Below are 26520 nucleotides of genomic sequence, written 5' to 3' on the forward strand. Positions count from 1 at the left end.
TACGGTTGGTTTTCCTAAGCATGGCGCGTTGACGACAAACTCATAATCCTTTGGTTGAAGGTTCGAATCCTTCTGGGCCCACCATAAAATCAAGGGCTTAGTTCCAGCCAAGCGCCTCGATTCGAGGCTGCCGGGAAAATTGCCGGGGGAATTAGCTGCGCTTTGGCGGTTTTACCACTGGCAACGCATGGTCACAGCGGCATGTCGTTGCCGGTGTCACGTGCCCTGCAGCGTCTTGTTTGTCGCCCCGGCAGTGGCAGGAATGCCGGTCAGATTTTCCCACGCCCGATAATAGGCTCCATGCTGTCCATCTAGTTTGTCGGCATCCAGGTTGTTGCCGGCGCCTTCGTCCTTGAGGGCGGCGCCCTTCAGTTCCAGTGCGGTACGCAGCAGCACGGCGCTTGTCGGGCCCAGTAGTCCGCGAACGAACGCGGATGGCGCACCGGCGCCCAGGCGAGCGTTTAGGATCTTCTGCAACAGCCATGCAGTGATGACGCGGATTTTGTCGGTGCCTGCAGCTTCTTCGTTTTCAGTTGCTAGCTCGACGATCCCGGTCATCTCAGTCGTGGCGGCCGGGTCAGTGAAGTTGGTTGCACCGAAGGCGATCTGCTTTACATCGATGTCGGCAAAGACCGCGTCCAGGGCGAGCAGAAGCATGGCGGCCGCCGCCTTGCCAAGTAAAAGGGTGGACTGACTGTAGACAGCGAACAGCGTGCCGTTGGACAGGTACAAGCCGAACCCGTAGCAGTCATAGACGGCGTCGGACTCGTCACGAATGGACACATGAATTGTGTCGTCGGCGGTGACGGTTCGCCCACGGCTGCTACCCGCTTGATCTCACCTGGCAGCGCGGTCAACGCGGCAGAGACGCTAAAAAGCGCGTTCGCGATGCAAACATGGCTGATCAGCACCGGATTGGTCCCAGTGTTTGGGTGCATTGACCAGCGCTGCGCGGCCTGCAGTGGTGACTTGAAGTTTGAGTCCGGGCATGTCGGTATCCAGTTACTAGGCATCCATGAGCAACCGCCGATAGACGGCTGGCCGCGCAACAGCGAGAACGCCGATGCGGGCTTCTGCTTGGAATCCTTGGGTGAAAGTGAAGTGGGAACGGACGGGCTTGGTGCGCTCGACTTCGGCGATGACTTCGTTGACGAAGCGAGACGTGGCGGTCTGTCCATCGGTGCCGGTCAGCGTGAGCGTCAGCTCGAAGGTGTGTGGCGCGCCGCGCGGCTCCGTCTGCCACCATTCGCGGATGGCCACCGCGCCGCCGAACGACTCGACGACCATGCGCACGCTGTTGGCGGTGCCTTCGCGGCGTTGGATCGCCATGGCGCTACGCAGGCGCGAACGCTTGACCGCATCGCTCCAGTCGGCCTTCCAGTCATCGACCGAGAGCGTCCACGCCAGCCACGGCAGGTAGCCGGCAGGGCAGATGTCCGGATTCCACAGGTCTGGATATGGCAGCGGGATCGCTTCCAGGCGCTCGGTGACGGCCGCCAGGGCGCGCTCCATCGGCGTGGCGTTGGGCGGCAGCGGGGAGTTACTCATCGATGCCGGCATGCACGATGTCGATCGCGGTGCAGTAGGCGGCCTGGGCGCGGCTGATCCGGATGTCGGCTGCAGGCGAGTCCAGTTCGATGCGCTGCACACCATCGGCGAACAGCTTGGCCTTGATCGCTGATTCCGGGACATCACGGCCGACGCGATGTGCCTCATCCAGATACGCCCGCAGACTGCGCAGCGCCTCGCGCATGACCACTGCCGAGTCAGGGCCGGCATAGGTGTAGACGCGCCCACGAATGGTATACGGGACGATCTGGGCGCTCTGGACCGTGACACTGTCGGTCAGTGGGCGTACGTCATCGTTGGTGAGGATCGTAGCGACCTGATCTAGCGATGCCTGGGGAGCCGTGCCGCCGCCCGTGCGCGATTGGACCGTGACTAGGACTTGACCAGGCGCGGGGCTGGTGGCGCTGGCGTCCATGACATCGGCTGCTGCGCTCAGCGCGTGATAGATATTCGCGCCCTGGTGGCCGGCAACGCTGAATCCCCCCGGCGCCAGCTGGATCCGGCGACGAAAGTACATGTCCGACTCAAAGGTCGGTGGGGTGCCGTTTTCCGGCTGCCCTACATCGAGCACCAGGCGCGCGACGCCAAACAATGCGCCCAAGTGATCGAGGTTGGTGCCGGCGGCGAAGGCCAGCATGATCTGCTGCGTCTTGTCGTTTGCGCGCTGGCGGATCAGCAACTCGCGGGCGGCGAACAGCTGCAGGAGCTTGTAGACCGGGTCGGCTTCGGTGAGTGCGGAGAATTCCGGCATGAGCCGGCGAAATTGAGTCAGTGCGTCGGCGAAGATCGCTTCAAAGTCCAGAGCTTCAATGAGGTCTGGAGCCTGTAGCTTGGAGAGATCAACTGCTGTAAACGATGCCATTTGTAATGCCGGTTTCTAATGTTCCTAAGTTATGCGGCTTTTGTCATCTTTAAAGTCATACGATTAGTAAAATACAACACAACGCGACACGATTGCCTGATGAAATAATATTGACATAGGCTCAGGTGTGCAAAAAGCGTCGGCATCATTATCTTTTTTTAGTCCGCTTCAATGCCAGGTACTTATGGATTGACCAGAAAGTAGGTGTATGTTATATAGCCGCTACAGGGGAAAATTTCCAAGGAGATTAGGATGAAAAATTTATTCAGAATTGCCTGTTTAAGCTTTAGCTTTATTTCATTTCATTCAACTGCTCAAGTGCGACATGTGACAGCTGAGAGTGAAGAGACTAAAGCTTACTCAAAGAGTGCGATGATATCGACTGCTGAGGCGGCTAGGCGAATCAACATTCAAGAAAACTCGGAAAAAGATTTGGCCGCACTGACTCGCCGCTACAGCGGACGACTTGCGGGTGCCTATTGGGAAGAGACTCCTGAGTTTCGATTCGTTATCAGATTGAAGGGGGTCGAGAAAGCGTCTGCTGCAAAACTTTCAACGTCCTTCGGCGAAGTGCCCGTGATTATAAGGCTCGGCGCTAGCAAAACTGCAGAAGAAGTGAGGCAAATAATTAGTAGCAACCAGGATGCCTTGTTTAAAAGCGTGCACGGATTGCAAGGCAATTCCTACGATGAAAAAACAGGTCAAATAGTTTTGTATGTTTCTGTTCAAGAGTCGGAAAAAGCTAGTATAAGGGAGGAGGTTCCAGCTCTCGAGAAGGTGCTTGGAAATCCGGTGCGAATTGAGTTCCTGCCCGGCTCCTTACAGCAAGCGGCTTATCTACGTGGTGGAAATATACTTCAAGGCTCTAACGGGAGGCAATGTACTAGCGGATTCATGGTCAGGGAAACTGCGACAAAGACTTTAGGTGTATTAACGGCTGGCCACTGCCCAGATACTATGATTTATTATAATTGGGTTCCGGCAGGGCAGGCTGGACAGGTTGTTGCAATCTTGGATTTTAAAAAAGAGTTATACGATGGTGGTCACGATTTGCAGTGGCATAGTTTTCCGAGTATTGGCTACACGGCATCTTCATCAATAACTGGTTCGAATGTTTACTCGACAGGTATCAACGCTATCCAGAGTTCGGGCGCCGCTACCGTTGGTCAGCGCCTTTGCCACCGCGGTGTAAATACGGGATTCTCTTGTGGAGTTGTTTCGGCTACAAGTTTTGGATTTCCTCCGAAGTCTTGTAATGATCAAGATTGTGATAGCTCGGCGTACATGGCAATGGTCGGAGACGAATTGGCATGCTTCGGCGGTGACAGTGGTGGCCCTGTTTGGAGTGGATTTACTGCATATGGCATCGTCAAGTCTGCTGCTTTTTCAGGTGCTAATCCTGGGCAGTGCGGATTACTCGTATATATGCGGATCGGAAAAATTCTTGACGCTGGACTACGCCTCTTCTTATAGAATTTGCAATAAATTTTTTTGTCGATCGACATGGGATCATCACTCAGATAGTGCAGTGATTCGATCTATGATTATTTTTTTACGAGATCGAGGTCTGTTGAGTTGTAACCCAGCAGTACACGCTTATCGTAGCGTATTGTTGGGCCCTCTCTTCGCACCCGCTCTTGCAGCCCCTCCTGGCGAGCCAGCAACGGCGCGGCCCAGTTCTCCAGCGCGGTCAGCTCATCCATGTGGGATCGATCGTCGGCTCGGGAGCATGCGTCCTGTCGTAGCCGCCCCCATCCTTTACGGTCACCACTACACGTTCCGTCAGCGGCAACTTGATCGACAGATCCACGGCATCGTTGGCGAGGATGTCGGCCTCGAAGGCGATCTCGCCGCGTTGCGTGGGACTGGAGAGCAGCTCGGACTGATTGACCTGCACCCATTCAAGCAGCGGCCGCAATAGCCAAAGTGAGGAATGGGGCCGGCTGCTGAGTTGGACCGACGCCGATGGTCATCGCCACCAGTGGGCCGCGCCAGCCGAAATGCTGGTGGGCGACCCGCGCGAGTTCGTCCGCCAGCTGGCAGCAGGTGGTGTGGAGATGTCCGCGCACCGCAGCACGATGCAGCGGCTGCTTGCCTACGTCATCCAGGAGCGCATCGACGCACGTGCCCGCAACGTGGCCTGCCGGGCTGGCACGACAGCAGCTATGTGCTGCCCAGTGGTGAGAGCTACGGTGCCGGCGAGGAATTGCTGGTCTACCAGCATAGCGGCGACTTGCAGCACCACTACGCGGCGGTTGGCTCGTTGGACGATTGGAAACGTGATGTGGCAGCACGCTGCGCCGGTAATTCGCGGCTGGTGCTGGCGGTGGCGACGATGTTTGCCGGCCCCCTGCTGCGCTTCACCGGCGCCACGGGTGGTGGCTTCCACATCGTCGGCGGCAGCAGCAGCGGCAAGACTACCGCGCTACGCGTGGCCGCTAGCGTCGTGGGGCCACCGGAGTACGCCCGCGAGTGGCGCAGCACGGCCAACGGGCTGGAAGGCGTAGCGGTGCTGCACAACGATGCGACGCTGATCTTGGACGAGCTGGCGCAGATCGATCCGAAGCAGGCCGGCGATGCGGCGTATTTGCTTGCCAATGGTAACGGTAAGAGCCGCGCGAACCGTGCGGGCGATGCACGCGCGGCGGCACGCTGGCGCATCATGATCCTGTCTGCAGGCGAGGTGGGCTTGGCTCAACATATGGCCGAGGCTGGCAAGCAAGCCAGGGCCGGGCAGGCGGTGCGATTGGCGGACGTGCCGGCCGAGGCCGAGTCCGGCCACGGCGTCTTTGAGCGGCTCCACGACGCCAGCGACGGCGCTGCGCTATCGGCCCTACTCAAGGACGCGGCGGCGCGCTCCTACGGCGCTGCGTGGCCGCTGTGGATGGAATACTTGACCCGGCTGGACAGCCCCAAGCTCACCGCGCAACTGCGCGAGGCGACAGACCGCTTCCTGGCAACGCACGTGCCGTACAACGCCTCGGGCGAGGTACGTCGCGTGGCGGAGCGCTTCGCTATCGTCGCCTTTGCCGGTGAGCTAGCCAGTACCTGCCGGCACCAGCTCACCGGCTGGCAGAAGGGCGAAGCAACCAAAGGCGTGGCGACCTGTTTCCAAGCCTGGCTACAGCGGCGTGGTGGCTCGGGCAGCGCTGACACTGACGCTTTGATGTCGCGCATCCGCGCGTTCTTTGAAGCCCATGGCGAAAGCCGCCTCGAGCGCTTCCGCGCAGCGGATGGTCTCCCCGTGCGGGAGCGCGCCGGCTTCCGGCGCTTCGATGAAGTGGGCGTCACCGAGTACATGGTGCTGCCCGAAGCGTTTCGCCGCGAATTGTGCGCCGGACATGACGCGCGCCAAGCCGCGCGTGAGCTGATCGCCGCTGGGTGGATCAAGCCGGCAGCCGATGGCAAACCCTCACAGGTCATCCGCGTGCCCGGCATGGGCGCGGTGCGCCTCTACATCTTCGACTCGCGCAAGGTGCACGACGGCTCGTTGTGAGCTGCGTGCAGGGCGTGTCATCACCTTGGCCGCCGTCGTGCGTGAGTGCATGCGGCTGCCGAACAACTGGAGTAGTACCGAATGAGCAAGAGCGAAAAAACCATCCCCAACACGAGTGGCGCTTCGGGAGAATCTGTGACGATTGCTGCCGAATCATGCCCGGTGCGTGCGGCATACGACGCTGCAGCACAGGCACTCCATGAGGCGCTGGCGCGGAAGAAGGCGCTCACCGAGCGTGCGGCGACGATGACGCGTGCACGAGAGGCGGCGCAGGCAGAGGCTGACGCCGCCCGTCAGCAATGGAGCGGGCTGCTACGTGAGGCTGATGGCACGCTGACCCGTGAGATCCAAAAGCTGCGAGCGGCCGAAACCTCGGCGTTGACGCTGGTAGAGGAATACGCCGCTATGCGTCAGGAGATCGGAATGCAGATCACAGCGATGGGAGTAACCGTCGCAGAACTTGCCGAGGTGGCCATTGCTAAGCGCAACGCAGCAATCGAAGTCGCGTCACACGACGCATTTGCCGAAATGGTGATGGAAGTGGGAGATGTTGTGGCACGCGCACTTATGCTTTATAGGAACGCCGCTCACGTGACACCTGGCAGTGCGATGGCTAGTGAAAGCGAGGTTACGGCAGCATTTCTTGAACAGCTGGGCCGGCAAGTAGAAAAGAGGCTCATCATTCTTGCTGAGACAGCAGATCAGGTCACCGGAATTCAACAGTTGGACTTGACCGAGGTTGACATGGAGTTAATGGGGAGTCCCATTCAAAGAGCATTCGCGAAGCGGGCGAGCGATATGGCTAGACTGAGTTAGAAGTCACGCGTTGCGGATCTGAATAGTCCTGCTTCCGGTGCTATGAGAGCATCGGGGGTAGACTCGTCATTCGGAGAGGTTATCAACAATTTCAAAGTCTTCGAGGTTATATCCATAGTGCTTATTAAAAATTCCATTGGCTTGTTTGATAAAGCTGGGGTCTTCATATTTTGCGGTAAGCCACCCATAATCTAGTTTAAATGGACCTGGTTGGGAAACCCATTGCTTGCTCAAGTCATAAAGAATCATAGAGGCAAAGAACTGATTGAATGTTTCTAATACGCTAGAATTATCTCGAGATGGATGCATGCGTGGATAAAGTGCATCATCGTCCGCTTTATCGGAAAAAAGTGAGAGATGGGATAGCCAAAGCTGGCGGGATTTATCATTGTCTATGCCAACGAGCCAATATCCAGCCCAACAAAAAAATTCTGGGTGATCTACGCGATCTTTGATGAAGGAGATGAATTCGCCAGTCAACAATTTTAAGACAACGTTCCGCTCGGTAAATCTAAAATACTTATGTTCTTCTGATATCGCTTGCGCATCAGCGCTAATAACGCAGTGATTTTTGAAGGCTACTAAATCATCAAGGTGATTGCCAAGACCTGATAAGGTCCCAAGTCTTTCGGCTAGTTGAAATTATTCATCTGCAGAGTAATTTTCTACCAGCGTCAATAGGTCACGATTAATTGCAATGGCTTCGCATAAGTAAGCAAAGCGAATGCCAGGATCTGCATGCAGATAAAATTTTTCGTAGTTCTTGATTTGTGACGGAAAGCCAGCCGTTGGATTGATTGACATGTCGCAGACAAAAAGAAACAGGGCGACGATTGGGTCGATGATCTTATCTGGAGCCGGTGCTTTGCACAATTTCAAAAATTGCTCGCAGGCCCTTATATAGACCGTTTGTAACATTCCGGCACTTTTAGCGTCATCAATAGTTAGCAAAAGGTTGCTTTTTGCAAGAAATTGAAGTTGTATGAAGCGTGCTTGGCCCTCATACAAGTCAAGTATTCCTACCGGCGCGCGGGTGATAGGTGTTGCGTAATAATATCCCTGGACTTGGCGTGTATCGAGATCGAATGATTGCTTGGCCAATAGCTCCGGGTGTGGAAATAACTTATATTCTGGGTCGATCATCTCACCTATAGCGCCAATGACTTGTGCATATGTGACTAAAAATGAATGGCCTGCAGAGAGAAAATAGGGGTCGAAATATATCTCTTGGTCCAGCTTGGGATTTAGCGTTAAAGCCAAATAGAACTGAGTGTCCATAAAGTTATTCGTTACTTCATTTGCAGCCATAGAGATATCTTCTGGACATGAGTTCAGCCCCATTTCACCATTCAGCGCGAAATTCTTGATGGATTTAATTGGTCCAACAGCTTGTAAGATCTGTTGAAGGCGCTCCATGTTGGAATGCGTCTGAACTGGATAAAGAACGCTACGTATGAACCCGCTAGTAGAGCCTTTGTGCTGCCACCAATGTACGGTCTCATGCAAATAGGTGGAATAGGCTTGAAGCTCGTCACTTGAAATCGGGCTGCCTTCTGCCGATTTGGCAAGCGCACTTTCAACCAATTCATGCACTCTGGGGCTCAACCTCAACGCAAAACGCTGGCTCTCATACAAGCCAAGAGCATTTAAACACGCTGAAAATGTATTAGGGTATATATCTGGATTAATTGAATCAACTAAAGTTGGATCAAATTTTGATGAGTTTTTAGGCATGATCGCTACCCATTAAGTTGACGATTTGTCCAGTTTCGACAAAATTTACTTGTAAGTCGTTGTATAAGTTCTAGTTGCGAAGTTCAAGGTGACTATATTGCCTTCCTTAAGTATTTCTCTCATATCTATGGCGTTCTTTTGAAGTAAGGTCTTATTTATAACCTTGATAACTTCTGGATTATTCCAGTTCCAATTTCTCGATTGCATTATCATTGCTGCAGCTGACAGAATGTCATATTGCTGGGTCATTCTCTGTACTGCGGTTAGGCAATCTTGATAGCCGTCGAAATTGAAGACTTGGCCTTTGGCGATCTTCGAGCGAAGCAATGTCACTGAAGGTTCAATATTTTGGAGTGATTGCATTAATTTTTCCCCCGCTTTATCACCATGTTCGCTTATGTATGCAGTGGCGCCTGCGTACTCATTGTCATCGCCGCTACTGGGTTCTCTTGCCTTCATTGCTATGCGTTCGAATTCGAAGTGCCCCAGTGGGATTGCCATGGCCGTGATGAACTCGTGGACGGCTTCAATCAAGCTGTCTAAGAACTCTATCTCACGTTTCGCTTTATCTTGTTTTTTCCAGTTTTTTAATGCCATCACAGCAACACTTGCTGTAACTAAGGCTGCAACTGACTTTATAATTTCAAACCAATCAAAACTGGTAATGAAGAGGTGGAGCTTAACGAGAAATGTGCAAAACATCATGGGCTATGTTTTTGCTTTATAATGAGGTGGCTGGTTCATTTCGATGATAAATATATAATATAATAATTTTTCGCTGCCGTAGTTAGCCGGGCAACTCAGTGTTTCACAACAATCTGGGCCCGTTTCTATTTAAATCGTTCTGATTCTGATCTTGCGCCTGTGCAAGCTCTTGCGACCGCGTTTGCTCTTGAATGTCCCGTGCTTGGTTTGCCGCCAGGTACTGTTGTTCAGGGGCGGCAGCCAATGCCTCGCTGGTCGGCATGTGCGCGCGGTTGGCATACGGATCCGGCGAAGCTCCGGGGCCTGAGCGCATCACGAACATCGTCACCCCGCCCGGAAGCTTGTCAGTTGGCGTGTTCAGTGCGACTTCTACGTTGTCGCCGGGCTTGAACCCCGCCTCAACTGCCATTTTGTACGCGCTCGCAACCATGCGATCGCTGCGCTCATCCCATGGTTTGTTGGCGCTTTCGTCGAGCCTTGCGATGGATGAGCGTAGCTGTTCAACCAGCGCAGCGTCTTGCGGCTTTGGGCCAACGGCGCTCTGACGATTCACAGATAGCTGCTCGTCTTCACGAGGATCTTGCGATTCAACAGAGCGCGCACCCATCTGCATTCCCGGCGCGCTGACCTGTGCTGTGGTCGTGCTCGTGGACGCTGCACGCCCCTGCGCATGATCGTCGTCCAGCGAGGACGACCTTCCTGGTGCCGTCTGCGACGACGGCGCGCTGGGCAACGGGGTTTGCGGGGAAGGTGCTGCAGGCTGCTGCGTCTGAGGCGACTGCGCATGGGGATTGGGTGGGGTGGTGTTGCCGGGCATGGCTTGCTGCCGTTCTGCTTGCGATATCTCTTCTGCTGTCGTGGTCGCCCTGATCTCCATGCGGTCGTCGTTCTGGCCAACCACCGTGGCGATTGAGCCATCTTTCTGCAGCTGCAGGAAAAAGGGCATCTGCTTGCCCGTATCGCGTGCATGGTCTTGTGCAACTGCTGCCGTGGCTGCATCGATCTGCGCGTCAGTGCGTGTAATGCCAGCACGGGCGTACATCCCGGCCACCTGGCTGTGCAAGTCGCTCTGCGTCGGCGTGGGATTGCTGCGGGCAACCTCCGCCATCGACGCCATGTCTTGAAGCCCGGCCTGTTGGCTCTGCCACGTGCGGTTCAATTCCTCGCGCGTGTTGCCGGTGGCCGCATTGGTGCCATAGAGCGTGCCGGGGGTAGTCCATTCGCCGTTGGCGTCGCGTGTGTAGGAATGACCGTCGGACGCCTGTAACGGCTGCGGTTGCGTGCGCGCGTTCGTGATGGCCTGCGGCACCGGCTCGCGACTGGCGAACTCATTCCAGCCGAACTGGTTGTACGCGATCTGGTAGCGTGCCGCTGTTGCTTCCGGAGTGTTGGCGGCGTTCTGCGCAATGATCGTCTGCGACTGGCTTTCCAGTGCGGTCTCACGCTCGGTGCTGATCGGGGCATTGCGTGTGACTGGTATCTTGCCGTCGATATTTTCCCTGATTTCAAGCTGCCACTTCCCGGTCTGCGCATCGCGCACATAGTCGCGGCCCGTTTCAAACGGTTCGCGCGGCGGATGCGTTTCGGCCTTGGCATCCAGGCGGTATGGATCCTGCGGCTTTGGTGGATTTGCCAGCCCGAGTGAATACGAGTCGTTAGCCGCGCGGTAATTCAGTTCGTCGGCAAGGCGGCCAGCGGCAACCAGGCGGGTCTCCTGATAGCCGCCGTTTGGCAACGGAGCACTCACCGTGCGCGTCCAGGTGCCGTGGAGATCTTCCGGGTTACGCGTCCACTCGTTGCCACTGCGGTCTGGCTGTGTGTAGACCCGGTCGATGTCCTGTTTCTCAGCCCAGCGTTCCCCAAGGTAGCCGCCGACCAGGCCGCCGGCCAAACCGGTCACGAGCGCGCCTGGCCCGGTCCATGAGCCGGTGGCGGCGCCGTAGCCCGCACCAAGCAGGAAGCCGCCTGCGATGCCGCCTGCATTGCGGCCGACAAAGTGCGTCGCCGCCGACGCGGCCCCAGTATCGTTGCCTTGCGTGTGTAGTTGCACAACGCGATGGCCGGTAACGGTGAAGTCGTAGGCCATTAGCGCTACACCAGCAGCACCCGCGACGCGAGCACCAGAAAGCCCGCGCGCTCCGGCAGCTTCCGCTGCAAGCCCTTCGCCCGCCACGATGCCGCCTTCGCCTGGGGCGCCTGGGAGCCGAGGCCCAATCGGTGGGCGTGCCAGAACCGGGGGCATCTCCTGGGCAAAGGCGAGGCGCAGACGCGTTTCCACCGGTTCGGTAAGTGGCAAGCGACCGGCCTGATTGGCATCGGCAATCGCGGTGCCGAGCGATTGCCGGCCGCCCCATCTATCACTGAGGGTGGATGATCCCGGCTGATCGATCGCATCCAACGCCAGTTGGACATTGCCTTCAGACCGCGTCACGCCGGCCCAGCGCGCCTCTGCTGCGGCCATCTTTCCCACATCGGCAATCTGCCCAGCATGACTTTGTTGGTAAGCCGCGAGATCGCCATGAAAAGCTCGGATCTTTGCGTTCGCCTGCTGTGGGGTCATCCCCTGCGGCGTGTTGCTTACGAGGTCGCCATTGACCAAGCCCACCTTGAGTGTGTCGGTCAGGCCATTGACTCTAGCTGCGATGCGCTGTGCTGCGGCTTGATCGCCGCGCAGCGTTGCTTGTCCGTCGGGGGACAGCTCCAATCTTTCAAGCCGATTCGCAAGTTCCTCTGAGTACGCCCCAAGCGGTCCACCGGGGTGAGGCGACAAACCCATCCTCGCGGCCAGTGCCTGGTCCGCAGGAAGATTGAGGATGTTGCGTGGGCCATGTAGCTCGAACAGGCCGCTTCTGGAAAGCGACTGCAGCAAGCGGCTTTCACTGAAAGCCGCTTGCTCAATGACATGGTGCCCTTGGAAAGCCGGTGTATCAGCCATCGGTGCAACTCCCGCTCAGAAATCCGTATCGAGGGTTTGACGCGTCAGAGGTCTGCGGCGTCTCGCAGCGAAGGGCCGCTAAGTTGGGCTGCGCTCAAGGCATCGAACAGAACGCGGTCACAAATGGCCTCGGTTCCTAGGCGTGATTGACGGAAGATGTGGGCGTTACCAACGACTTCGCGCTTGAATACAAGGCTTGCACCGCCGGATACGCTATAGAAGTTGAGGTCTTCTCCGGTCTCGTAATCGTGTTCGATCTCGATCTGAACCCGCGATTCACTCTCATCAAGCGCATCAAGCCAACGCGTCACGCTGCAGAGGTAGTACTGAGGACCCTGCGTGCCGTCGGCAAGGGTGAAGTCGCAAGCCGCAAAGGCGAAGCCTTCCGAATCGATGGCGTCGAACACCTGCTTCAATGCTTCCGAAACGATCCAGATGCCCGCCAGCTTCTCGAAATCACGCGGCATCTCTTGCTGTCCCGGCACCTGTACTAGGTGTGGCCTCACCGGATACTGGCTTGGATCACCATTGGGTGGATCCATGGTGTTCATGCCAGGGGGCAGAAGCAGTTCTTCGTTGGCGATCTTCAACCCGGCGCTCTGACCATTGCCCCGGAAGCTGGGCCGGAGGACAAAGAATTCCCCAAGGTGGGAGTCGCTCGCGACGGTGACGGGGATTGCTGCCTCATCGTTCATGGTGATTTCCATCGTGGACGGGTGCGCCGCAGATCGCGGCTGATTCCTTTGGTCTCAGGGATTCTATGGCAACGGGTAGCAAGCCTGTAAGGGAGGTAGCCAAACATGCGCTAGGAGACTTCCACCCCCTGGCGCCCCGTTACCCACGTTACGGCCTGTTACCAGGCGGCTCGGGTGCAGATCGCGAGCGTAGCTCCTTGATACTAGAGGATTTCAGCCTCTCTGTTACCGGCGTTACCTGTGTTACCCGTTAGAACGGCACGTCAGAGACAAGGCTCAAGTGGCCGGGAGGTGCCGGCAGTTGAAAACGGCTTTTAGGAATAGGAAGCAAGGCATCTCACCACGGCTCAGCTCGCCTGATCGCCAAAGCATGCGTTACCGAGTTAGTGATACAGATCGTCTAGCCATAGCGTTCTTCAAACCTAGCAAATAGAGAGGGCTTTTCCAGTAGGACGTGCTTGGACGGCGGTTCTTAGGTCTGCCAGGCTGCTGCCTATCTGGCATCCCTATTCGGGCTGGGTCTGGCCTTTCGCGTGCTCAGCTGGTGCGGGGATCCGCAGGGATATCGTCGCTCCAGGCTTGCCACTCCCAGCATTGCTGCAGCTGCGTCTGCGGGCGTGCAGGTGGTGCAGGAAAAGCGCCGCATGAAGCGTGCAGGCGTGGCGGGGCGACGATTGCGCGCGCTGGGCTGTGACCCTTGCGGTCCACAGACGGCTCACGAACTCAGTTGACTGCTTCTTTAAATGCCAAACGTACGTGGGATGGGTTGAGGCTGCTTCACAAAAGCCCTGGGAAATACTGACAATTGAGGAACACCTAGGATGGTGCCAAGCAACCCAAGTGCACGACATGTCTACTAAGCAGCAAATTTTTGACCTATCCACTAGGCAGCTAAAGGCTGCGGGCGACATGGCTGGTTGCATGCGGCCCCCCTTAGGACCCCCGGGACGGCCGCAGTGCGCCATTTTTCTCACTATGATTGAACAATTCGAAGCAGCGTTGCGGCTCGCGGAAGTCGGCCTAGCGACGCATGGCGCTTCACATGCGCGCGCCATGCTGGAGTCGCTGGTGACATTCAGATTGCTCGGCCATAAGCCTGAGCAGATAGACCAGATGCGGTACGAACAGCTTCGAGGTGAAAAAAAGCTTTATGAGAAGGTTCTGCAGTTTCCAGAGCTGGCAGGAGGGGAGCGAAAATACATCGAATTAAGACTGGCGGACTGCTTGGCGCTCTACAGCACTCTGCACGAAAAAAAGGTGCGGCCTACCAAGTTGATTGAACAGTTTGAGGCTGCAGGAGTCGCTGCGCTCGCTGCTCCTTACACCATGCTCTGCAGTTTTGCGCACAATGACCTAGCAGCGCTGGCGCTACGTCACCAGGGCGAAGTCGGCATGACTTTGCGAGCAGGCGATTCAGACGATGTGGTGTTCCTCGTTATGTCGATCGTGAGCTATGTTCTTCTAGATTCCGCCGCAGCTATAGGACAAATCGCGTTGTTTCCGGATGGCCGCTTTGAGCGACATCATCTTGATATCTACGACGCATACACCGCGCTCATGGACTTGAGGCAGCAACTAGCGTCCACTGGACAGCAAGGATAAGCGTCTTGACGGTAACTGTGGCGGTAAGTGGTGGTGTTCGGATGGAAAGATCCATTATTTAACAGTTGTTTGAGTGGCTTTTTTGGTAGATGGTGGGCCCACCAATGAAATGCAGGCACTTGGACGCGCGTCCAAGTGCCTTTTTTGTGGCTCAGGAAACTATCGGGAAACGTCTTCTTCTTCTTCGCTGATCGCGTAGTCGGCGTCTTCTGGATAAGGGATTGCGTGTGCGGTATTCATCGTGCTGCTCTGCTGTGATGCGCTTGCTTGCGCAGCCAGGTGAGGACATCAACGGCCGGGTCCTCATGCATGCAGACATGCAGCCGGCCCAGCACCACGCTTTGCGCATCGCCGCCCGGCAAGACGTCATCAACGCCCGTGGCTTCGCAGGCGATCAGGACCGGCGGAAGATCAGGTTGCGCGTGGGAATGCAGCATGGCCAGCACATAGCCCTGCATCATTTCGAAGCTGAGGGTGACGCCTGTGCAGACGCGGAACTGTTTGCTCATGCTCATCGCCGCACCTGCGCATACAAGGCATCGACGGCAGCGATCGCTGCAGCAGCGTCGGCAATCGTGAGGGTGTGGATGGCTTTGCGTGCATCTGCGAGGTGCGCCATCAGGCTTAGCCACGTGGCATGGCTGCATGTGAGAGTGTTGGCGATCAGACCCACATGCTGGGGCATCTGCCGCGCCGCAGACGCGGGCGCTACTTGGGTGTTGTAAGACATGCTGGACTCCTTTTGTGTTTTGGAATCCGCCATGCCGAGACCAATCGGGGTGGCGGACAGTGCGCGGTTGGTCTGCCGGCCAAAAGGAACCGGTGGGCCTTGCGGCCCCCGCGCACCGCCCGCCATAAAGCTGGCCGGCATGCACCCGCGACGATGCGGGCGATGAAAAAGCGCCGTGCATCGATCGATGGGCGCTGGTGCGCCTTTTGATTCGGGAGACCAATCCCGGTCGCCGAATATGCGGCGACGTTGGAATACTCGCTCCGCCGCTTGGAGCGTGTCAACGGGGAAAATCCGCAACGCTGCGGCAATAGTGTCGAAGAACCACGTCTCGCAGCTGTGGCAGTGCCGAAACCATTGCCAAGCGCCGCGCTGTTCACCGACTGGCGGCAGCTGCCGCTGACCGCCGACGCATCGCAGAATGAGAGGGCAGATAGCCGCCCTCTTTTCGTGGCTAACCGTTGGTCTCAAGCAGTACGTCAATCGAGACTTCTGGATTGAGTGGATCGTCCGCGATCTGCCTGTCGGGCGTCAGCCACGTCGGTCGCCGAGCTCCCGACGGGCGGTCGAGGACGAAGCGTGGATAGGACAGCAGGAGGCCGGTATTGGGAAGTATCAGTGTCTTTACGCCGCCGGTCTGTCGCGTCCTGACCGATTTGCCGACACCCACCACGTGACCGAAGCGGTAGTCTTGGACGACGTTAGAGAACAGCACCGCCGAGGAATAGGTCAGCGGGCCGACCAGCACGTTGACGTCTCCCGTGAAGTGCGCCGGTTCTGCGGTTGCCGGTTCCGTGACGGATTCGATCGTTCCTTCCACACGCTGCCCGGCGACTTCTCCCGGCCCTGGTGTCAGCACGCGTTTGATGTAATGCGAACCGTGCCGGTAAGGCTGATCGGCGATATAGCGGAGAATGCCGTCGCGCCACATGTCGTCATCCCCACCGCCGTTTTGGCGAATGTCGATGACGAGGCGCCGAACCCGTTCTGTGGCCATTTTCGTGAAGCATGCTTGCGTGAACGCGAAAAAGCGGGCCTTGTCTGGCCAGGAGAACGTGCTCACCGTCAGTACGGCGCCTGTATTCCTGATTTCGCAGCGAAATAGCCGCTCGAAGCTCGCGTCGCGTTGCAGGATGGCGGGCAGTACCAAGCGTGACGCGGCCTGCCGCTGCCGACCTCGCCGGTCGGTGAATTCGAGATCGAAGCTCTCTGGTGTGCCGTAGACCTTGGCATAGAAGAGCCACCAGCGTTGCGACAGCAGCGCTGCACGGGCACTGGGCGTGTCGCCGTGAGTGCGCTTTAGCAGCGTCCGAACAATTGCTTTGGCCGGGACTCCATTGATACGGCTGACAGAACGCCCGGCATCGGCGGACGGAGCCCCCCCAAGTCGCGCAACGAGGCGTAGATGTCCGGATGCCGCCACGGAGACCTCGAAAGGAAACCACGGGGCCCCCTGCGCGGTGGCAGAAGCGGCCGAGGCTCTCCAGTCGGGCAAGCCGATGAGAAGGTGGCCGTCGGCCAGCACAGGATTGAGCTGGGCCAGCACGGACCAGGCCTGGGTCTGATCCATCGGCCGGTCCAGATCACGCGCGATCGATTTGGCGGTGCGGTGCAGCGTCGCCTTGTCCACCATGTGTTCAAGGTCAGGATGATCTTTCTCGATGGCTTCGATCGCGGTCTGCAGGTCGGCACGCAAGTCCGCTGCAGAAACGACGGAAGCAGGGGATACGGCAACGGCGGGTATCGCAGGCGCTGTCAACAGCGCCAGGGCGGCCAGGCCCAGGGTCTTCCATCGATCGATCGACACGTCTGCTCCGGGCGGTTGATGAAGCGCGCCTTCCCGCGCGCCACTTGTGTTTAAATAATGCACACAAATTTCAACAAGCGTCTATACCCATGCGGACATCACCGCGGCATCTCGTTTCCCGGCCCGAGCAAGTGAGGCTACTGAGCTCGCCAGTGCGGCAAGAGATCGTCGACACGCTCGCCTCTCTTGGAGGAGCGGCAAGCACGGCCGAACTCGCCGAGCAGTTGGGCCGGCCTGCGGACGGCTTGTACTACCACCTGCGTGAGCTGGTCGCCGGCGACTTGCTCACGGAAGTAATGGAGGCTGGGGGCGAGCGTGTTTTCCGCCTGGCGGGAGAAGGCGCCGGCCCCGTCCGTTTGGTCTACGACCTAGCTCCCCGCGGCAATGCAGACGAGTTGGCACGTTTCGCCCGTTCCCTGTTGCAAGTGGCGCAGCAGGACTTCGAGGCCGCTCTTGAGGTTGAGGGGGTGATCACCGAAGGGAAGAAGCGCGAACTGTGGGTCTCGCGCAACAAGGGCTGGCTCAGTGACCGGGACCTCCAGGAGGTCAACGTACTGCTGGAGCGACTCAGCGAGCTCACTAGCCAGCCCAGAGCCGAAGGCCGCAATCGACTCACGAGCCTTGCGTTCGCCCTCGCGCCGACCAAGGCGCAGCCAAAGCGGCGCGGTACGCGGGAGGCCAAGGCCCGCAAGTGAGAATCGGCTTGCGTGATCGATGAACTTGATCACAACTCGGGCTGAATTTTTTTCGCTGTCGCGCTTGGCACCGGCTGAATTTTTTTCAACTTGAGCTTGGTCGCGTGCCGGCTCTGCAGCTTCCCGGCTGCGTTCGCCCGGCACCCATCGGTGCAGTCCACGGCAACTGCCGGCATTGTGCGTGAATATACGTTTCATATACGATACGTATATTCACGGCATTGGAGTTTGCATGGGCATCGTCAATATCGATGACGAACTGCACGATCAGCTGCGTCGCGCGTGCACGGTGACCAGCCGGTCGATCAACGCGCAGGCCACCTTCTGGATCAAGGTCGGCATGCTGTGCGAGATGCATCCGGAATCCTCGTTCCAGGACATCGTGGCGCAGGAACTGCGCGCGGCAGGCGTGCGTCCGCAATCGTTGAAACCGGCGCGGACATGATCAAGCGGCCGGCGGAAATTGCGTTGATGGCCAACGCCGGTGCGTTGCTGGCGCAGGTGTTCCATGCGCTAGATCAACTGCCGCTGGCAGGCCGCAGCACGCTGGAACTCAACGACTTCGTCGAGCGGATGATTGTCGATGAGCTGGACGCGCGGCCGGCCAGCAAGGGGCAGTACGACTTCCCCTTCGTGCTCAATGCCTCGATCGATGATGTGGTGTGCCATGGCGTGCCATCGGCCGGGGACGTGCTGCGCAACGGGCAGATCGTCAATCTGGATATCACGCTGGAAAAAGACGGCTATATCGCCGACTCCAGCACGACGTATCTGGTCGGAGACGTGGCCTATCCGGCGCGGCGATTGGTGCAGGCCAGCTATCAGGCGATGTGGAAGGGGATTGCCGCGGTGCGTCCTGGCGCGCGGCTGGGCGACATCGGTCATGCGATCGCGCGGCATGCGCGCGAGCAGGGCTATAGCGTGGTGAAGGAGTACTGCGGGCACGGCATCGGCCGGCAGATGCATGAAGAGCCGCAGATCCTGCACTACGGGCATGCCGGCAGCGGGATGCAGCTGCAGGAAGGCATGGTGTTCACCATCGAGCCGATGATCAATCAGGGCAGGGCGGCGATCCGCGCCGAGCCGGATCAATGGCCGGTGCATACGCGCGACGGCAAGTTGTCGGCGCAGTTCGAGCACACCGTGGCGGTGACGCGTACCGGTGTGCGTGTGCTGACGTTGCGCCCCGGAGAAAAGCCGTTGTGTCTGGTCGATTGATGTATCGCCAGACGACGGCAGGCCGCAGGCGAATCTGTGCTGCACGCAAGAGGCCTCAGCTGTGCCGGGTGCGCTGCCGCACACTGAGTGGGGTCGGGTTTGTGCTCTGCCGTAAAAGCGGCGGTCGGTCCGGTTGCCGCGGCACCGATGGCGGTGCAGGAGGGCACTGCGCCCGCTCTGCAGGCCCGGCTGTCGATGCCTGCGCCGGAACAGCGGCGCAGTACCGCCGAACCGGTCACCATCACCCAGCTATCGGAATTGCCGTCGGGCGGTCTGTTGGTGGGTCTGGTGGCATTGCCGGCGCGGCGGCGCAAGCGAGCGCTGGTGGATTCTTCGGAAGCCGCCCGTGCGCAGCCAGGTCGGCCGTTGGCGCCGCCGTGTGGCCTGCATGTGCGTCCAGCAACGCGGACAGACGACGATGGCAGTCGCGAAAGGCCAGCGCAGAGGCCGGCATGTCGCAGGCATCGAAGGTTCTGGCCTCGGCCTTCCAGGCGGCGAGCAGGTCTTCCAGGTCGCAGATCAGGCTCGGCATGCTGGTTGCTCCATTGGCGATATCTTCAGTACGACCGAAGGCGCTGGCCGGATGCAGTGGCGCCCGCTCGCCCGCGCCACCCTGCACGGGTGGCGCTGCGGCCGGGCCGGACACACGCGCGCATCACATCGGCGGGAGGAGGGTGGCTGAGCGGTCCTTTACCGCTGGAGCTGACCATGAGCAATGACCAAAACGGCAACCGCGGCGTAGACGATCCGACCCCGCCCAATGGCGTCAAGGCGCCGGGCCGGGACACTGCGCCGATCCAGGAAGGGCCCGCGCAGGACAGCGAGATCGATGACGACGACGGCATCGAAGACCCGGTGAAGGACGATGACGACCTGGGCGAGGAAGACGACGACGAAGACGACGACCAGTAGGCACGGCGCAGCGTTGTACGCGGGCGTGCAGCGCTGAACCCGGCATGCCGCCGGTTGCGCGGCATGTGCTGGCTGCGGTTGGCCATGCTGCCTAGACTTGCGGATCGCCCATCCTGTGACATCCATGGACACCTCTCTGTCGCCATTGCCCAGCATCGCGTTGGGCCAGTACCGCCACTTCAAGGGCGGCCGTTATGAAGTGCTCGGCGTCGTGCGGTGCAGCGAGACGCTGGCCCCGCTGGTGCTCTATCGCCCGTTGGACAGCGATGTCGGTCTATGGGTGCGGCCGTATGCGATGTTCGTCGCGCAGGTCGAGGTGGAGGGCGTGGCGCGTCCCCGCTTCGCGCGGGTCGAGTAGGCACGGCCTGGTCTGTCCGATGCTACGTGCTTGCCTGCAGCCGGTGCGACGCTAATGACGGCCGCCGCTGGCGCGCCCGTCACCACGCCCGATGGCCGGTATCTGATCGTGCGAGGCCGGCTCTGGCGCACCGCCAACCCGCATCTGCGCGAAGACGTGCGTGCCGGGCTGGTCAGCGCGTTGATGGACGCGCGACGCGCGGTCAAGGCGGCCAAGCGCGACGGCGATGCCGGGCGGCTGGCTGCGGCGCGTACGGCGGTCGACCGTGCCAAGACGGCGCTGGGAGAGCGCGGCCCGGTGTGGTGGAGCGATGGCGCACAAGACCTCAATCGGCATCTGGTCAAAAACACCCCGTACGCGGACTGGTTTGCGGCGCTTGCCGCGCCCGATGCCTGAGTGCGCGTTGCAGCGGGCCAGGCGTGCCGCCGCCTGCACAGACAAGGCCCGGACATCCCGGGCCTTGTTCGCTGGATCAAACGCCCGGCGATGTAGAGCGGCTGACCAGGCTGTTGCGCTCACCGCCAGGTGGGCGCAGCCGGTACCCGGAATCGGCATGGGCCACTCGGATACTCCGGTTCCGGGCGTGCCGTCCGCACCCACCTGACGCCTACTCGCTACAGGGTGTCAGCCGCGCTTGATCGACGTGGCTAGAAAAAGAGAGAAGCCGCCCTCAGCCCAGGTCGCAATTGCTCGGCTGCGGCCAGGTGGTGGCAGGCAGCATGGCCTTGACCGCGGCCGGTGCAGTGATGCCGATGGTGCTGGCGCCGTAGAGGTCTTCCAGTTCGTCGATGCTGACGATGTAACTGTCCAGCGAGCCGAGGGTGGCGCTGTTGGGAATCAGCCAGCTGATCGCGCGGGTGCCGCCGCCGGGGTTGGCGGTGATGATCGTCTTCCAGAAGAAGTCCGGGGTGCGGATGCCGTGGCTGCTCAGGAAGTAGTCGTTGGTTGTGTCGCTGTAGATCACCCCGCCGTAGACCTGCACGCTGGCGATGTCGCGGTAACACTCGGCCACGTTCTCGGCGCGCACCCAGATGCCCTGATTGAAGCTGGCCACCTGCGGCACGATGTTGGACATCAGATTGGCGCGACGGATGTAGGTCGCGTTGTAGTCCATATGGTTGGACGTCACCAGGTGCCCGCGATCGTAGCCGGTGCGCACGCTGGCGTAGGAGGCGGTGGAGGTCTGGCCGGCGCAGCCGCTGGGCAGTTCGGTGTCCAGATTGAAACTGGACGGGCGCGCGGCCGAGCCGGTATCGGCCTGCAGGACGTACTCGTAGCGCAACGCGGTGTGGTTGGTGCAGTCGTAGCGCAAGCTGTAGCCGCCCTTGTTGAGGGTGACGACCTGGGCGTTTGCGCTGGCACTGGCAGCGGTGAACAGCAGAACGGCAAAGAAAGTCCGGAAGCGCATGGGCAGTGAATCTCCTGGAAATCGATCGGACGCACGACGCCACCGCCGGCTGCTGATGGGCAGATCGACGCTCAGCGGAACGCGCGCTGTAGGGGGACGGTTGGCTCGCTATCTAACGAGCGCGACAGCTATCGCACGCAAATGTTGCTTGGTGGTGACGTATGCGTGAGGAATGTGCGGTCGCACCGTTTTTTTCCACAGGAATGTGATGCATTCGGCGCATTCGTTGGCATGCCACCGGCAAGCGATAAGTGTGCGGTTATGCCTGGAGCGCGCGAACGTGCCGCTGACGCATGCGCTGTGCGGTGGCGCGCAGCTGCGCCATCGGCAAAGCCCGGTGGCTGATGGCGTGCAAGCGCACACCTGGAGCTCGGAGTTGCCCCCCAGCACCAGCGGGCAGCAGCCGACGCCGGCGACAGAGGCGGGAGCACCGCAGCGATGGTCAGCGCCGCGACGCGCACATGGCTCGCCCGCAACGATCCCGGATCACCGCTGTCTGCGCGGCCAACGGATACAAAAAACCCTCTCCTGCACTCCGTGCAGAAGAGGGCGCCGGATACGTCGCGAGACGATCCGCTCGATCGACTATGCGAGCTCTGTTTCCCGCTGCGTTACGCCGGCAGGCTCCAGCTGGAACTGCGAGACCAGCTGGGTCAGGGTGCTGGACTGCTTCTCCATTGCCCGTGCCGCGGCCATGGCCTCTTCCACCAGCGCTGCATTCTGCTGGGTGGTTTCGTCCATCTGGATCACCGTCTGGTTGACCTGTTCGATGCCGGCCGATTGCTCGCTGGATGCGGCGGTGATCTGGCCCATGATGTCGGTGACCCGATTCACGCTGGCGACGATCTCGGCCATGGTGGTGCCGGCCTTGTGCACCAGCACCGAGCCTTCGGCCACCTTGCCCACCGAGGCGTCGATCAGCTCCTTGATCTCCCTGGCCGCAGCGGACGAACGCTGCGCGAGCGTGCGCACCTCCGAGGCCACCACCGCAAAGCCGCGGCCCTGTTCGCCGGCACGTGCGGCTTCCACCGCCGCGTTCAAGGCCAGGATATTGGTCTGGAACGCGATGCCATCAATGACGCTGATGATCTCGGCGATCTTCTTGGAGGAGGTTTCGATGCCCGACATGGTGCCGACGACCTGGCTGACCACCTCGCCACCCTTGGAGGCCACACTGGCCGCAGTGCGCGCCAGTTCGTTGGCCTGCAGCGCGTGTTCGGCGTTCTGCTTGACGGTGGAGGTGAGTTCTTCCATCGAGGCGGCGGTTTCTTCCAGGCTGGCCGCCTGCTGTTCGGTACGCCGCGACAGGTCCTGATTGCCGGCGGCAATTTCGCCGGCCGCGGTATCGATCTCCGACGAGGAATGCTGGATGCGCCCGACGATGTCGGTCAGGCGGTCCACCGTGGTGTTGGCATCGTCGCGCATGCGCGCAAACACGCCGGCAAAGTCGCCGTGCATGCGCGTGGTCAGGTCGCCGCAGGCAATCGCCTGCAATACCTGCGACACCGCGCCCAGGCTCTTGTCCGAGCTGCTCATCAGATGATTGAGGTCCACCACGATCTGGCGGAAATCATGCTCGAACGCGGTCTCGTCGCCACGTGCGCCGAAGTCGCCCGCCGCTGCGGCCGATGCCAGCCGCTTGATCTCGCCATTGATCGACAGCAGGCTGGCCCGCACATCGTTGATCGATTGGCTGATCACCGCCTTCTCGCCCGGCAACGGCTCCAGCTGCTGCGACAGGTCGCCGGCGGCATAGCGTTCGGTCAATGCGACGATCTGCATCGTCACCGCGATATGGCTGGACACCAGCGCGTTGCTGGCACGCACCATGCTGCCGAATTCGCCGGGGAAGTCCTGCTCGGCGATACGGTGACTGACCATGCCGGCTTCGTGCTTGTCGCCCATGTCGGTCTGCGCCTGGATCACGCGACGCAGCTGACGCTGCATGCTGTCCATTGCCTGCAGCAGTTGGCCGACCTCGTCGTTGCGGTCGATCGAAATGCGGTTGTCCAGCTTGCCCGACGACACCGCATGGGCAATGCCCACCGCACGGTGCAGCGGCTGGGTGATGGCGCGTGCCACGATCCAGCCGAAGGCGATGCACAGCACCGCACCGACCAGGCCCAGCACCAGCCCGCCGATGCTTGCCGCCACCGAACTGTCCACCGCTTCCTGCACGGTGCCGCGGAAGCGTGCATCGGCGCGCTTCTGCATGGCGGTCAGGGTGGTGCGATAGGTTTCCAGTGCCGGTGCCATGGCACTCATCTGCGCCGCATCGGGTTCGCGCTGCTCCACGAATGCGGCGGCCACGCCGTGCGCCAGGCTGTAGTACTGATCGAACTGCTTGCCCAGGCGTGCCAGCTCTGTCGCATTGGCGGGATCGGATGTCTGCAGTTTCACGTAGGAGGCGTGGATCTCGTCGGCCACCGGCTTGGTGGCCGCCAGCATGTCGGCATCGCCGGCGGCAGCGGCGCCGTTGAGCCCGTTGATGAGCTTGTCTAGCGCAGCCACGTTGCGCGTCATGGCGTCGAGCATCGGAAAGTGCACGTCGCGTACCGCTTCCAGGCGGTCGTTGTTGCGGTGAAAGACCAGCGTACTGAAGGCCACATAGCTCGAGAGGCAAAGGATCGCCACCGCGGCCGGCATCAGGATTTTCCAGAACAACGGTAGCGACAGGATGCGTCTCATGACTTGAGTCTCGAGCAGGTGGCGGGTCACGGCTTCAGGACGACCTTGACGCTGGCGTCGACTGCGCTGGCGCTGATGTAACCGATGGCGCCCGGCGTGGCGGCAACGGCCTTCTTGACCGCATCGTCGCCGCTGACACGCTTGGGACGCTGCGCCTTGCCGGTGAACATCAGCTGCGACCAGTACGACTTCAGCTGTGCCGCGTCGCGCGCGGCGACCTTCTTGTAGAACTCATCGCGGGTGGCGACGCCTTCTTCCTGATCGATCGGCACCGCCGCGCCGCCACCGGGCAGGCTGTTGGATTTGGCCAGGAAGATCTGCGACACCTGCGCGGCGCTGAGGCTGTCCGGGCCGCCCTTGGCCGACATCACCACCACGACATCGGCATTGGCGCAGAACGCGGTCAGCGACAACGCAGCAAGCAGAGAGACTGCAAAACACTTGGAAATGGTCATGGGGGCTCTCTTAGAACACGAAGTCGACGGAGGCCGACAGCAGGTTGTAGCTGCCGCCCGGACGGAAGCCCGGCTGGATGTTGTTCAACGATCCGAACGATCCCGCGTTGTTGTTGATGTGGCTGGCCTGCAGCTTGAACGCGACGCTTTCACGCGCGTCCCAACGCAGCGATGCGGTAAAGCTGTGACGGCCGCTCTCGGCCTGCGCCAGTGCGCGCGTCATCACGCCGACCGGATCCTGGCCGGCCGCGATGGTCGGGCCCTTGCGATCGACGTTGGCATAGGTGATCGACGGCGTCAGCGTGCCGAAGCGACCGCCGACACTGAGATAACCGGAGGTGGTCTTGCCGTTGAGCGAGGGCGAGTAATCGGCGCGGATCACTTCGCTGCGCAGGAACCAGCTGCCCGGATCATAGGCGTAACCCAGGCTGGCAAAGCTGCCGTCCACGCCATAGGTGGTCAGGCGATCGGCCAGTGCGGGATTGATGCGCTGATAGACGGAGAACAGGCGATCCAGCGCCGGTGTATCGAAATCGGTGGTGCCCACGATGTAGGCGGCGCGGAACGTGGACGCACCCGATTCCAAGCCCAGCGCCAGGCCGCGCATGGCGTACACATCGGCCTTCTTCGAATTGATGCGGCCGTAGAAACCCTGCACGCTGACCACACTCTCGCCGGCATTGATGGTGTACACGCCTTCGACGCCGTCCATCGGCAGCAGGTAGTTGTAGACCTCGTACGGCGGACGCACCCACGGGGTGGCGTAACCGACGCGCTGGTACTCGGACAGCATGTACAGCGGCGCAGTGATGCGGCCCAGGCGCGCAGCGAACTGCGGGCCGAACTGATACTTCACATGCGCCAGTGTGCCTTGGGATCGTAATCGCCGCGTTCGGCGTACTCACTGGTCACCTGCAACACGCCGGTGAACTTGTCGGTGAAGTTGGCATTGACCTGGCCGGCGATACGCGAGTCCGGACGTGCCGAGGTGGAGTGGCTGGCACCGGCACCTTCCACGGTCTGGATGTCGGGCGTGAAGTCGGCCTGATCCTCGGTCGAATGCACCACGCCCAGCGTGCCGAAGCCGCTGAAGGAGAACATCGAGTCCTGCTGCGCGTAGGCGCAGGTCGACGACGCCAGGGCGATGGCGCCACTGAGAAGCTTGACGGTCAGTTTCATTGAAATCTCTGCGGAATGGGTGATGGACGCTGCGCCATGAGTGGCGCGCGGGCAGAACGTGAGTGAGCGTCGCAACGCCCTGGATTGCGGTAGCGGCCGTCTGCATCGTTGCTTTAGCGGGATTTTTACAATCTGGAATTAAGTTAAGAAGCCGAAGCGCTAAAGAAAGATTGACGATAGTTTTGCCCTATCGAGACGCGCGTTCTACGTGTTTGAAACAGCTGGCATGAGTATCTGCGGACATAAGCGTCCGCATCGGTGGCCTGCCGATTACCAGCGCGACAGGTGAGGGAGGACGGAAGGGAAAAAGCCCCATTTTCTAGGTCAAAGTGGATATCACTGCCTCTGCTCTGAGTGCGCACGCAAAAAAACGCCACGCACTGGCGAGCCAGGCGTGGCGTTTTTTTTTGTTACTTCGAGCGGGCGTACTAGTTGCTTATCGCCAGTGCGATGCGGCCATCGGAGATTTGGTCCGGGTGCATGCACACGCGAGGAGATACACGACCGGCAGGTACTGGAAACGGTTACTGCTGCCGCGCCGGCAGTTTCGACCACCACCTTGATCCCGAACCGGAAGCCGGCCAGCCAGGTCACGCCCACTGCGGTGACGGCGGGTTAGGGCGCAGGGTTCAAGGCCCGCACAGGTGATGGATCGC

The 26520-nt window shown here is 59.8% G+C and carries 25 protein-coding genes, 1 other RNA gene and 6 pseudogenes; 13 read left to right on the forward strand and 19 right to left on the reverse strand.

Annotation, left to right across the window (positions count from 1 at the left end; translation table 11 throughout):
- Positions 1–249: 249 nt before the first annotated feature.
- From FHT09_RS00575 to FHT09_RS00585, 3 genes and pseudogenes are all read right to left on the reverse strand, one after another.
- Positions 250–990, reverse strand: a pseudogene (locus FHT09_RS00575) (hypothetical protein); the annotation flags it as partial.
- 15 nt (positions 991–1005) lie between these two features.
- Positions 1006–1548 carry a phage tail protein I gene (locus FHT09_RS00580; protein ID WP_104607180.1) on the reverse strand — a complete coding sequence of 181 codons (543 nt, stop codon included), beginning with the start codon at positions 1546–1548 and terminating at the stop codon, positions 1006–1008.
- Entirely contained in the window at positions 1541–2431 is an 891-nt protein-coding gene (locus tag FHT09_RS00585) for a baseplate J/gp47 family protein (protein ID WP_104607181.1), read from the reverse strand. The genes FHT09_RS00580 and FHT09_RS00585 overlap by 8 nt, the downstream gene beginning before the upstream one ends.
- Positions 2432–2683: 252 nt before the next feature.
- Here FHT09_RS00585 and FHT09_RS00590 point away from each other — a divergent pair, with 252 nt between their 5' ends.
- Positions 2684–3904, forward strand: coding sequence for a S1 family peptidase (locus FHT09_RS00590; RefSeq protein ID WP_104607182.1), 1221 nt, complete (start codon positions 2684–2686; stop codon positions 3902–3904).
- A 71-nt stretch (positions 3905–3975) separates the two neighbouring features.
- On the opposite strand, the gene FHT09_RS00595 is transcribed toward FHT09_RS00590, so the two are convergent.
- Together FHT09_RS00595 and FHT09_RS00600 are read right to left on the reverse strand one after the other, a co-directional pair.
- Positions 3976–4134, reverse strand: coding sequence for a hypothetical protein (locus FHT09_RS00595; RefSeq protein ID WP_181141436.1), 159 nt, complete (start codon positions 4132–4134; stop codon positions 3976–3978).
- Positions 4122–4352: pseudogene (locus tag FHT09_RS00600) on the reverse strand (phage tail protein); the annotation flags it as partial. The gene FHT09_RS00595 and the pseudogene FHT09_RS00600, both read right to left, overlap by 13 nt.
- Here FHT09_RS00600 and FHT09_RS20125 point away from each other — a divergent pair.
- The 3 genes and pseudogenes from FHT09_RS20125 to FHT09_RS00610 all read left to right on the forward strand — a co-directional run.
- Positions 4318–4503: pseudogene (locus FHT09_RS20125) on the forward strand (DUF927 domain-containing protein); the annotation flags it as partial. The pseudogenes FHT09_RS00600 and FHT09_RS20125 sit on opposite strands and share 35 nt — an antisense overlap.
- Positions 4504–4598: 95 nt before the next feature.
- The gene (locus FHT09_RS00605) at positions 4599–5927 is read left to right on the forward strand and encodes a DUF927 domain-containing protein (RefSeq protein WP_343205060.1); all 1329 of its coding nucleotides are present in this window, start codon (positions 4599–4601) and stop codon (positions 5925–5927) included.
- Positions 5928–6008: 81 nt separating this feature from the next.
- Complete coding sequence (locus FHT09_RS00610; RefSeq protein ID WP_039815876.1) at positions 6009–6743, forward strand: hypothetical protein; 735 nt, start codon at positions 6009–6011, stop codon at positions 6741–6743.
- A gap of 66 nt (positions 6744–6809) precedes the next feature.
- Here FHT09_RS00610 and FHT09_RS00615 read toward each other — a convergent pair whose 3' ends face one another.
- The 5 genes from FHT09_RS00615 to FHT09_RS00635 form a co-directional block, all read right to left on the reverse strand.
- The gene (locus FHT09_RS00615) at positions 6810–7226 is read right to left on the reverse strand and encodes a hypothetical protein (protein WP_181141480.1); all 417 of its coding nucleotides are present in this window, start codon (positions 7224–7226) and stop codon (positions 6810–6812) included.
- A 159-nt stretch (positions 7227–7385) separates the two neighbouring features.
- Complete coding sequence (locus tag FHT09_RS00620) at positions 7386–8477, reverse strand: hypothetical protein (RefSeq protein WP_146096605.1); 1092 nt, start codon at positions 8475–8477, stop codon at positions 7386–7388.
- Positions 8478–8522: 45 nt separating this feature from the next.
- Entirely contained in the window at positions 8523–9182 is a 660-nt protein-coding gene (locus FHT09_RS00625; protein ID WP_039815875.1) for a hypothetical protein, read from the reverse strand.
- Between the two features lie 103 nt (positions 9183–9285).
- Complete coding sequence (locus FHT09_RS00630; RefSeq protein ID WP_184416807.1) at positions 9286–12117, reverse strand: XVIPCD domain-containing protein; 2832 nt, start codon at positions 12115–12117, stop codon at positions 9286–9288.
- Positions 12118–12161: 44 nt separating this feature from the next.
- The gene (locus tag FHT09_RS00635; protein ID WP_016849863.1) at positions 12162–12824 is read right to left on the reverse strand and encodes a DUF1629 domain-containing protein; all 663 of its coding nucleotides are present in this window, start codon (positions 12822–12824) and stop codon (positions 12162–12164) included.
- 909 nt (positions 12825–13733) lie between these two features.
- Here FHT09_RS00635 and FHT09_RS00640 point away from each other — a divergent pair.
- Positions 13734–14414 (forward strand): DUF5677 domain-containing protein, encoded by a 681-nt coding sequence (locus FHT09_RS00640; protein ID WP_260283645.1) that lies wholly within the window; start codon positions 13734–13736, stop codon positions 14412–14414.
- Positions 14415–14650: 236 nt separating this feature from the next.
- On the opposite strand, the gene FHT09_RS00645 is transcribed toward FHT09_RS00640, so the two are convergent.
- The 3 genes from FHT09_RS00645 to FHT09_RS00655 form a co-directional block, all read right to left on the reverse strand.
- A complete protein-coding gene (locus tag FHT09_RS00645; RefSeq protein WP_181126179.1) occupies positions 14651–14929 on the reverse strand; it encodes a hypothetical protein in 279 nt (92 codons plus the stop codon).
- Positions 14926–15144, reverse strand: coding sequence for a hypothetical protein (locus tag FHT09_RS00650; protein ID WP_104536755.1), 219 nt, complete (start codon positions 15142–15144; stop codon positions 14926–14928). The genes FHT09_RS00645 and FHT09_RS00650 overlap by 4 nt, the downstream gene beginning before the upstream one ends.
- A gap of 454 nt (positions 15145–15598) precedes the next feature.
- Positions 15599–16951 carry a S41 family peptidase gene (locus FHT09_RS00655; RefSeq protein ID WP_104607132.1) on the reverse strand — a complete coding sequence of 451 codons (1353 nt, stop codon included), beginning with the start codon at positions 16949–16951 and terminating at the stop codon, positions 15599–15601.
- 152 nt (positions 16952–17103) lie between these two features.
- Here FHT09_RS00655 and FHT09_RS00660 point away from each other — a divergent pair, with 152 nt between their 5' ends.
- The 4 genes and pseudogenes from FHT09_RS00660 to FHT09_RS20425 all read left to right on the forward strand — a co-directional run.
- Positions 17104–17646, forward strand: a complete 543-nt coding sequence (locus FHT09_RS00660; protein WP_219842994.1) for a helix-turn-helix domain-containing protein — start codon at positions 17104–17106, stop codon at positions 17644–17646.
- Between the two features lie 232 nt (positions 17647–17878).
- Positions 17879–18091 carry a ParD-like family protein gene (locus FHT09_RS00665; RefSeq protein ID WP_024938505.1) on the forward strand — a complete coding sequence of 71 codons (213 nt, stop codon included), beginning with the start codon at positions 17879–17881 and terminating at the stop codon, positions 18089–18091.
- The gene (gene map / locus FHT09_RS00670; RefSeq protein WP_104607130.1) at positions 18088–18864 is read left to right on the forward strand and encodes a type I methionyl aminopeptidase; all 777 of its coding nucleotides are present in this window, start codon (positions 18088–18090) and stop codon (positions 18862–18864) included. Before FHT09_RS00665 ends, map begins: the two co-directional genes overlap by 4 nt.
- 87 nt (positions 18865–18951) lie before the next feature.
- A pseudogene (locus FHT09_RS20425) lies at positions 18952–19206 on the forward strand (chloride channel protein); the annotation flags it as partial.
- Here FHT09_RS20425 and FHT09_RS20130 read toward each other — a convergent pair.
- Positions 19106–19396, reverse strand: coding sequence for a hypothetical protein (locus tag FHT09_RS20130; RefSeq protein WP_258077270.1), 291 nt, complete (start codon positions 19394–19396; stop codon positions 19106–19108). The pseudogene FHT09_RS20425 and the gene FHT09_RS20130 sit on opposite strands and share 101 nt — an antisense overlap.
- A gap of 176 nt (positions 19397–19572) precedes the next feature.
- Between FHT09_RS20130 and FHT09_RS00680 the strand changes: the two genes are divergently transcribed.
- From FHT09_RS00680 to FHT09_RS00695, 4 genes are all read left to right on the forward strand, one after another.
- Complete coding sequence (locus tag FHT09_RS00680) at positions 19573–19776, forward strand: hypothetical protein (RefSeq protein WP_104607129.1); 204 nt, start codon at positions 19573–19575, stop codon at positions 19774–19776.
- A gap of 124 nt (positions 19777–19900) precedes the next feature.
- On the forward strand, positions 19901–20134 hold the full coding sequence (locus tag FHT09_RS00685) for a DUF1653 domain-containing protein (protein WP_104536440.1): 234 nt from the start codon (positions 19901–19903) through the stop codon (positions 20132–20134).
- A gap of 54 nt (positions 20135–20188) precedes the next feature.
- Complete coding sequence (locus FHT09_RS00690; RefSeq protein WP_104607128.1) at positions 20189–20530, forward strand: hypothetical protein; 342 nt, start codon at positions 20189–20191, stop codon at positions 20528–20530.
- A gap of 157 nt (positions 20531–20687) precedes the next feature.
- A non-coding RNA gene (locus tag FHT09_RS00695) (sX9 sRNA) lies at positions 20688–20764 on the forward strand.
- Between the two features lie 40 nt (positions 20765–20804).
- Here FHT09_RS00695 and FHT09_RS00700 read toward each other — a convergent pair.
- From FHT09_RS00700 to FHT09_RS00720, 5 genes and pseudogenes are all read right to left on the reverse strand, one after another.
- Positions 20805–21542, reverse strand: a complete 738-nt coding sequence (locus FHT09_RS00700; protein ID WP_104536439.1) for a DNA/RNA non-specific endonuclease — start codon at positions 21540–21542, stop codon at positions 20805–20807.
- 585 nt (positions 21543–22127) lie between these two features.
- Positions 22128–24260 carry a methyl-accepting chemotaxis protein gene (locus FHT09_RS00705; protein ID WP_104607127.1) on the reverse strand — a complete coding sequence of 711 codons (2133 nt, stop codon included), beginning with the start codon at positions 24258–24260 and terminating at the stop codon, positions 22128–22130.
- Entirely contained in the window at positions 24257–24685 is a 429-nt protein-coding gene (locus FHT09_RS00710) for a substrate-binding domain-containing protein (protein ID WP_104599916.1), read from the reverse strand. Before FHT09_RS00710 ends, FHT09_RS00705 begins: the two co-directional genes overlap by 4 nt.
- 10 nt (positions 24686–24695) lie before the next feature.
- Positions 24696–25864: pseudogene (locus FHT09_RS20135) on the reverse strand (hypothetical protein).
- A gap of 531 nt (positions 25865–26395) precedes the next feature.
- Positions 26396–26491: pseudogene (locus tag FHT09_RS00720) on the reverse strand (RidA family protein); the annotation flags it as partial.
- Between the last annotated feature and the right edge of the window lie 29 nt (positions 26492–26520).

Source organism: Xanthomonas sp. CFBP 8152 (assembly GCF_014199025.1).
Taxonomy (GTDB): Bacteria; Pseudomonadota; Gammaproteobacteria; order Xanthomonadales; family Xanthomonadaceae; genus Xanthomonas; species Xanthomonas arboricola_B.

Coding starts and splice junctions, on each gene's coding strand:
- FHT09_RS00580 (WP_104607180.1), bottom strand. CDS start 1,548: ATGAGTAACTCCCCGCTGCCGCCCAACGCCACGCCGATGGAGCGCGCC.
- FHT09_RS00585 (WP_104607181.1), bottom strand. CDS start 2,431: ATGGCATCGTTTACAGCAGTTGATCTCTCCAAGCTACAGGCTCCAGAC.
- FHT09_RS00590 (WP_104607182.1), top strand. CDS start 2,684: ATGAAAAATTTATTCAGAATTGCCTGTTTAAGCTTTAGCTTTATTTCA.
- FHT09_RS00595 (WP_181141436.1), bottom strand. CDS start 4,134: ATGGATGAGCTGACCGCGCTGGAGAACTGGGCCGCGCCGTTGCTGGCT.
- FHT09_RS00610 (WP_039815876.1), top strand. CDS start 6,009: ATGAGCAAGAGCGAAAAAACCATCCCCAACACGAGTGGCGCTTCGGGA.
- FHT09_RS00620 (WP_146096605.1), bottom strand. CDS start 8,477: ATGCCTAAAAACTCATCAAAATTTGATCCAACTTTAGTTGATTCAATT.
- FHT09_RS00625 (WP_039815875.1), bottom strand. CDS start 9,182: ATGATGTTTTGCACATTTCTCGTTAAGCTCCACCTCTTCATTACCAGT.
- FHT09_RS00630 (WP_184416807.1), bottom strand. CDS start 12,117: ATGGCTGATACACCGGCTTTCCAAGGGCACCATGTCATTGAGCAAGCG.
- FHT09_RS00635 (WP_016849863.1), bottom strand. CDS start 12,824: ATGGAAATCACCATGAACGATGAGGCAGCAATCCCCGTCACCGTCGCG.
- FHT09_RS00640 (WP_260283645.1), top strand. CDS start 13,734: ATGCGGCCCCCCTTAGGACCCCCGGGACGGCCGCAGTGCGCCATTTTT.
- FHT09_RS00645 (WP_181126179.1), bottom strand. CDS start 14,929: ATGAGCATGAGCAAACAGTTCCGCGTCTGCACAGGCGTCACCCTCAGC.
- FHT09_RS00650 (WP_104536755.1), bottom strand. CDS start 15,144: ATGTCTTACAACACCCAAGTAGCGCCCGCGTCTGCGGCGCGGCAGATG.
- FHT09_RS00665 (WP_024938505.1), top strand. CDS start 17,879: ATGGGCATCGTCAATATCGATGACGAACTGCACGATCAGCTGCGTCGC.
- map (WP_104607130.1), top strand. CDS start 18,088: ATGATCAAGCGGCCGGCGGAAATTGCGTTGATGGCCAACGCCGGTGCG.
- FHT09_RS20130 (WP_258077270.1), bottom strand. CDS start 19,396: ATGCCGAGCCTGATCTGCGACCTGGAAGACCTGCTCGCCGCCTGGAAG.
- FHT09_RS00680 (WP_104607129.1), top strand. CDS start 19,573: ATGAGCAATGACCAAAACGGCAACCGCGGCGTAGACGATCCGACCCCG.
- FHT09_RS00685 (WP_104536440.1), top strand. CDS start 19,901: ATGGACACCTCTCTGTCGCCATTGCCCAGCATCGCGTTGGGCCAGTAC.
- FHT09_RS00690 (WP_104607128.1), top strand. CDS start 20,189: ATGACGGCCGCCGCTGGCGCGCCCGTCACCACGCCCGATGGCCGGTAT.
- FHT09_RS00700 (WP_104536439.1), bottom strand. CDS start 21,542: ATGCGCTTCCGGACTTTCTTTGCCGTTCTGCTGTTCACCGCTGCCAGT.
- FHT09_RS00710 (WP_104599916.1), bottom strand. CDS start 24,685: ATGACCATTTCCAAGTGTTTTGCAGTCTCTCTGCTTGCTGCGTTGTCG.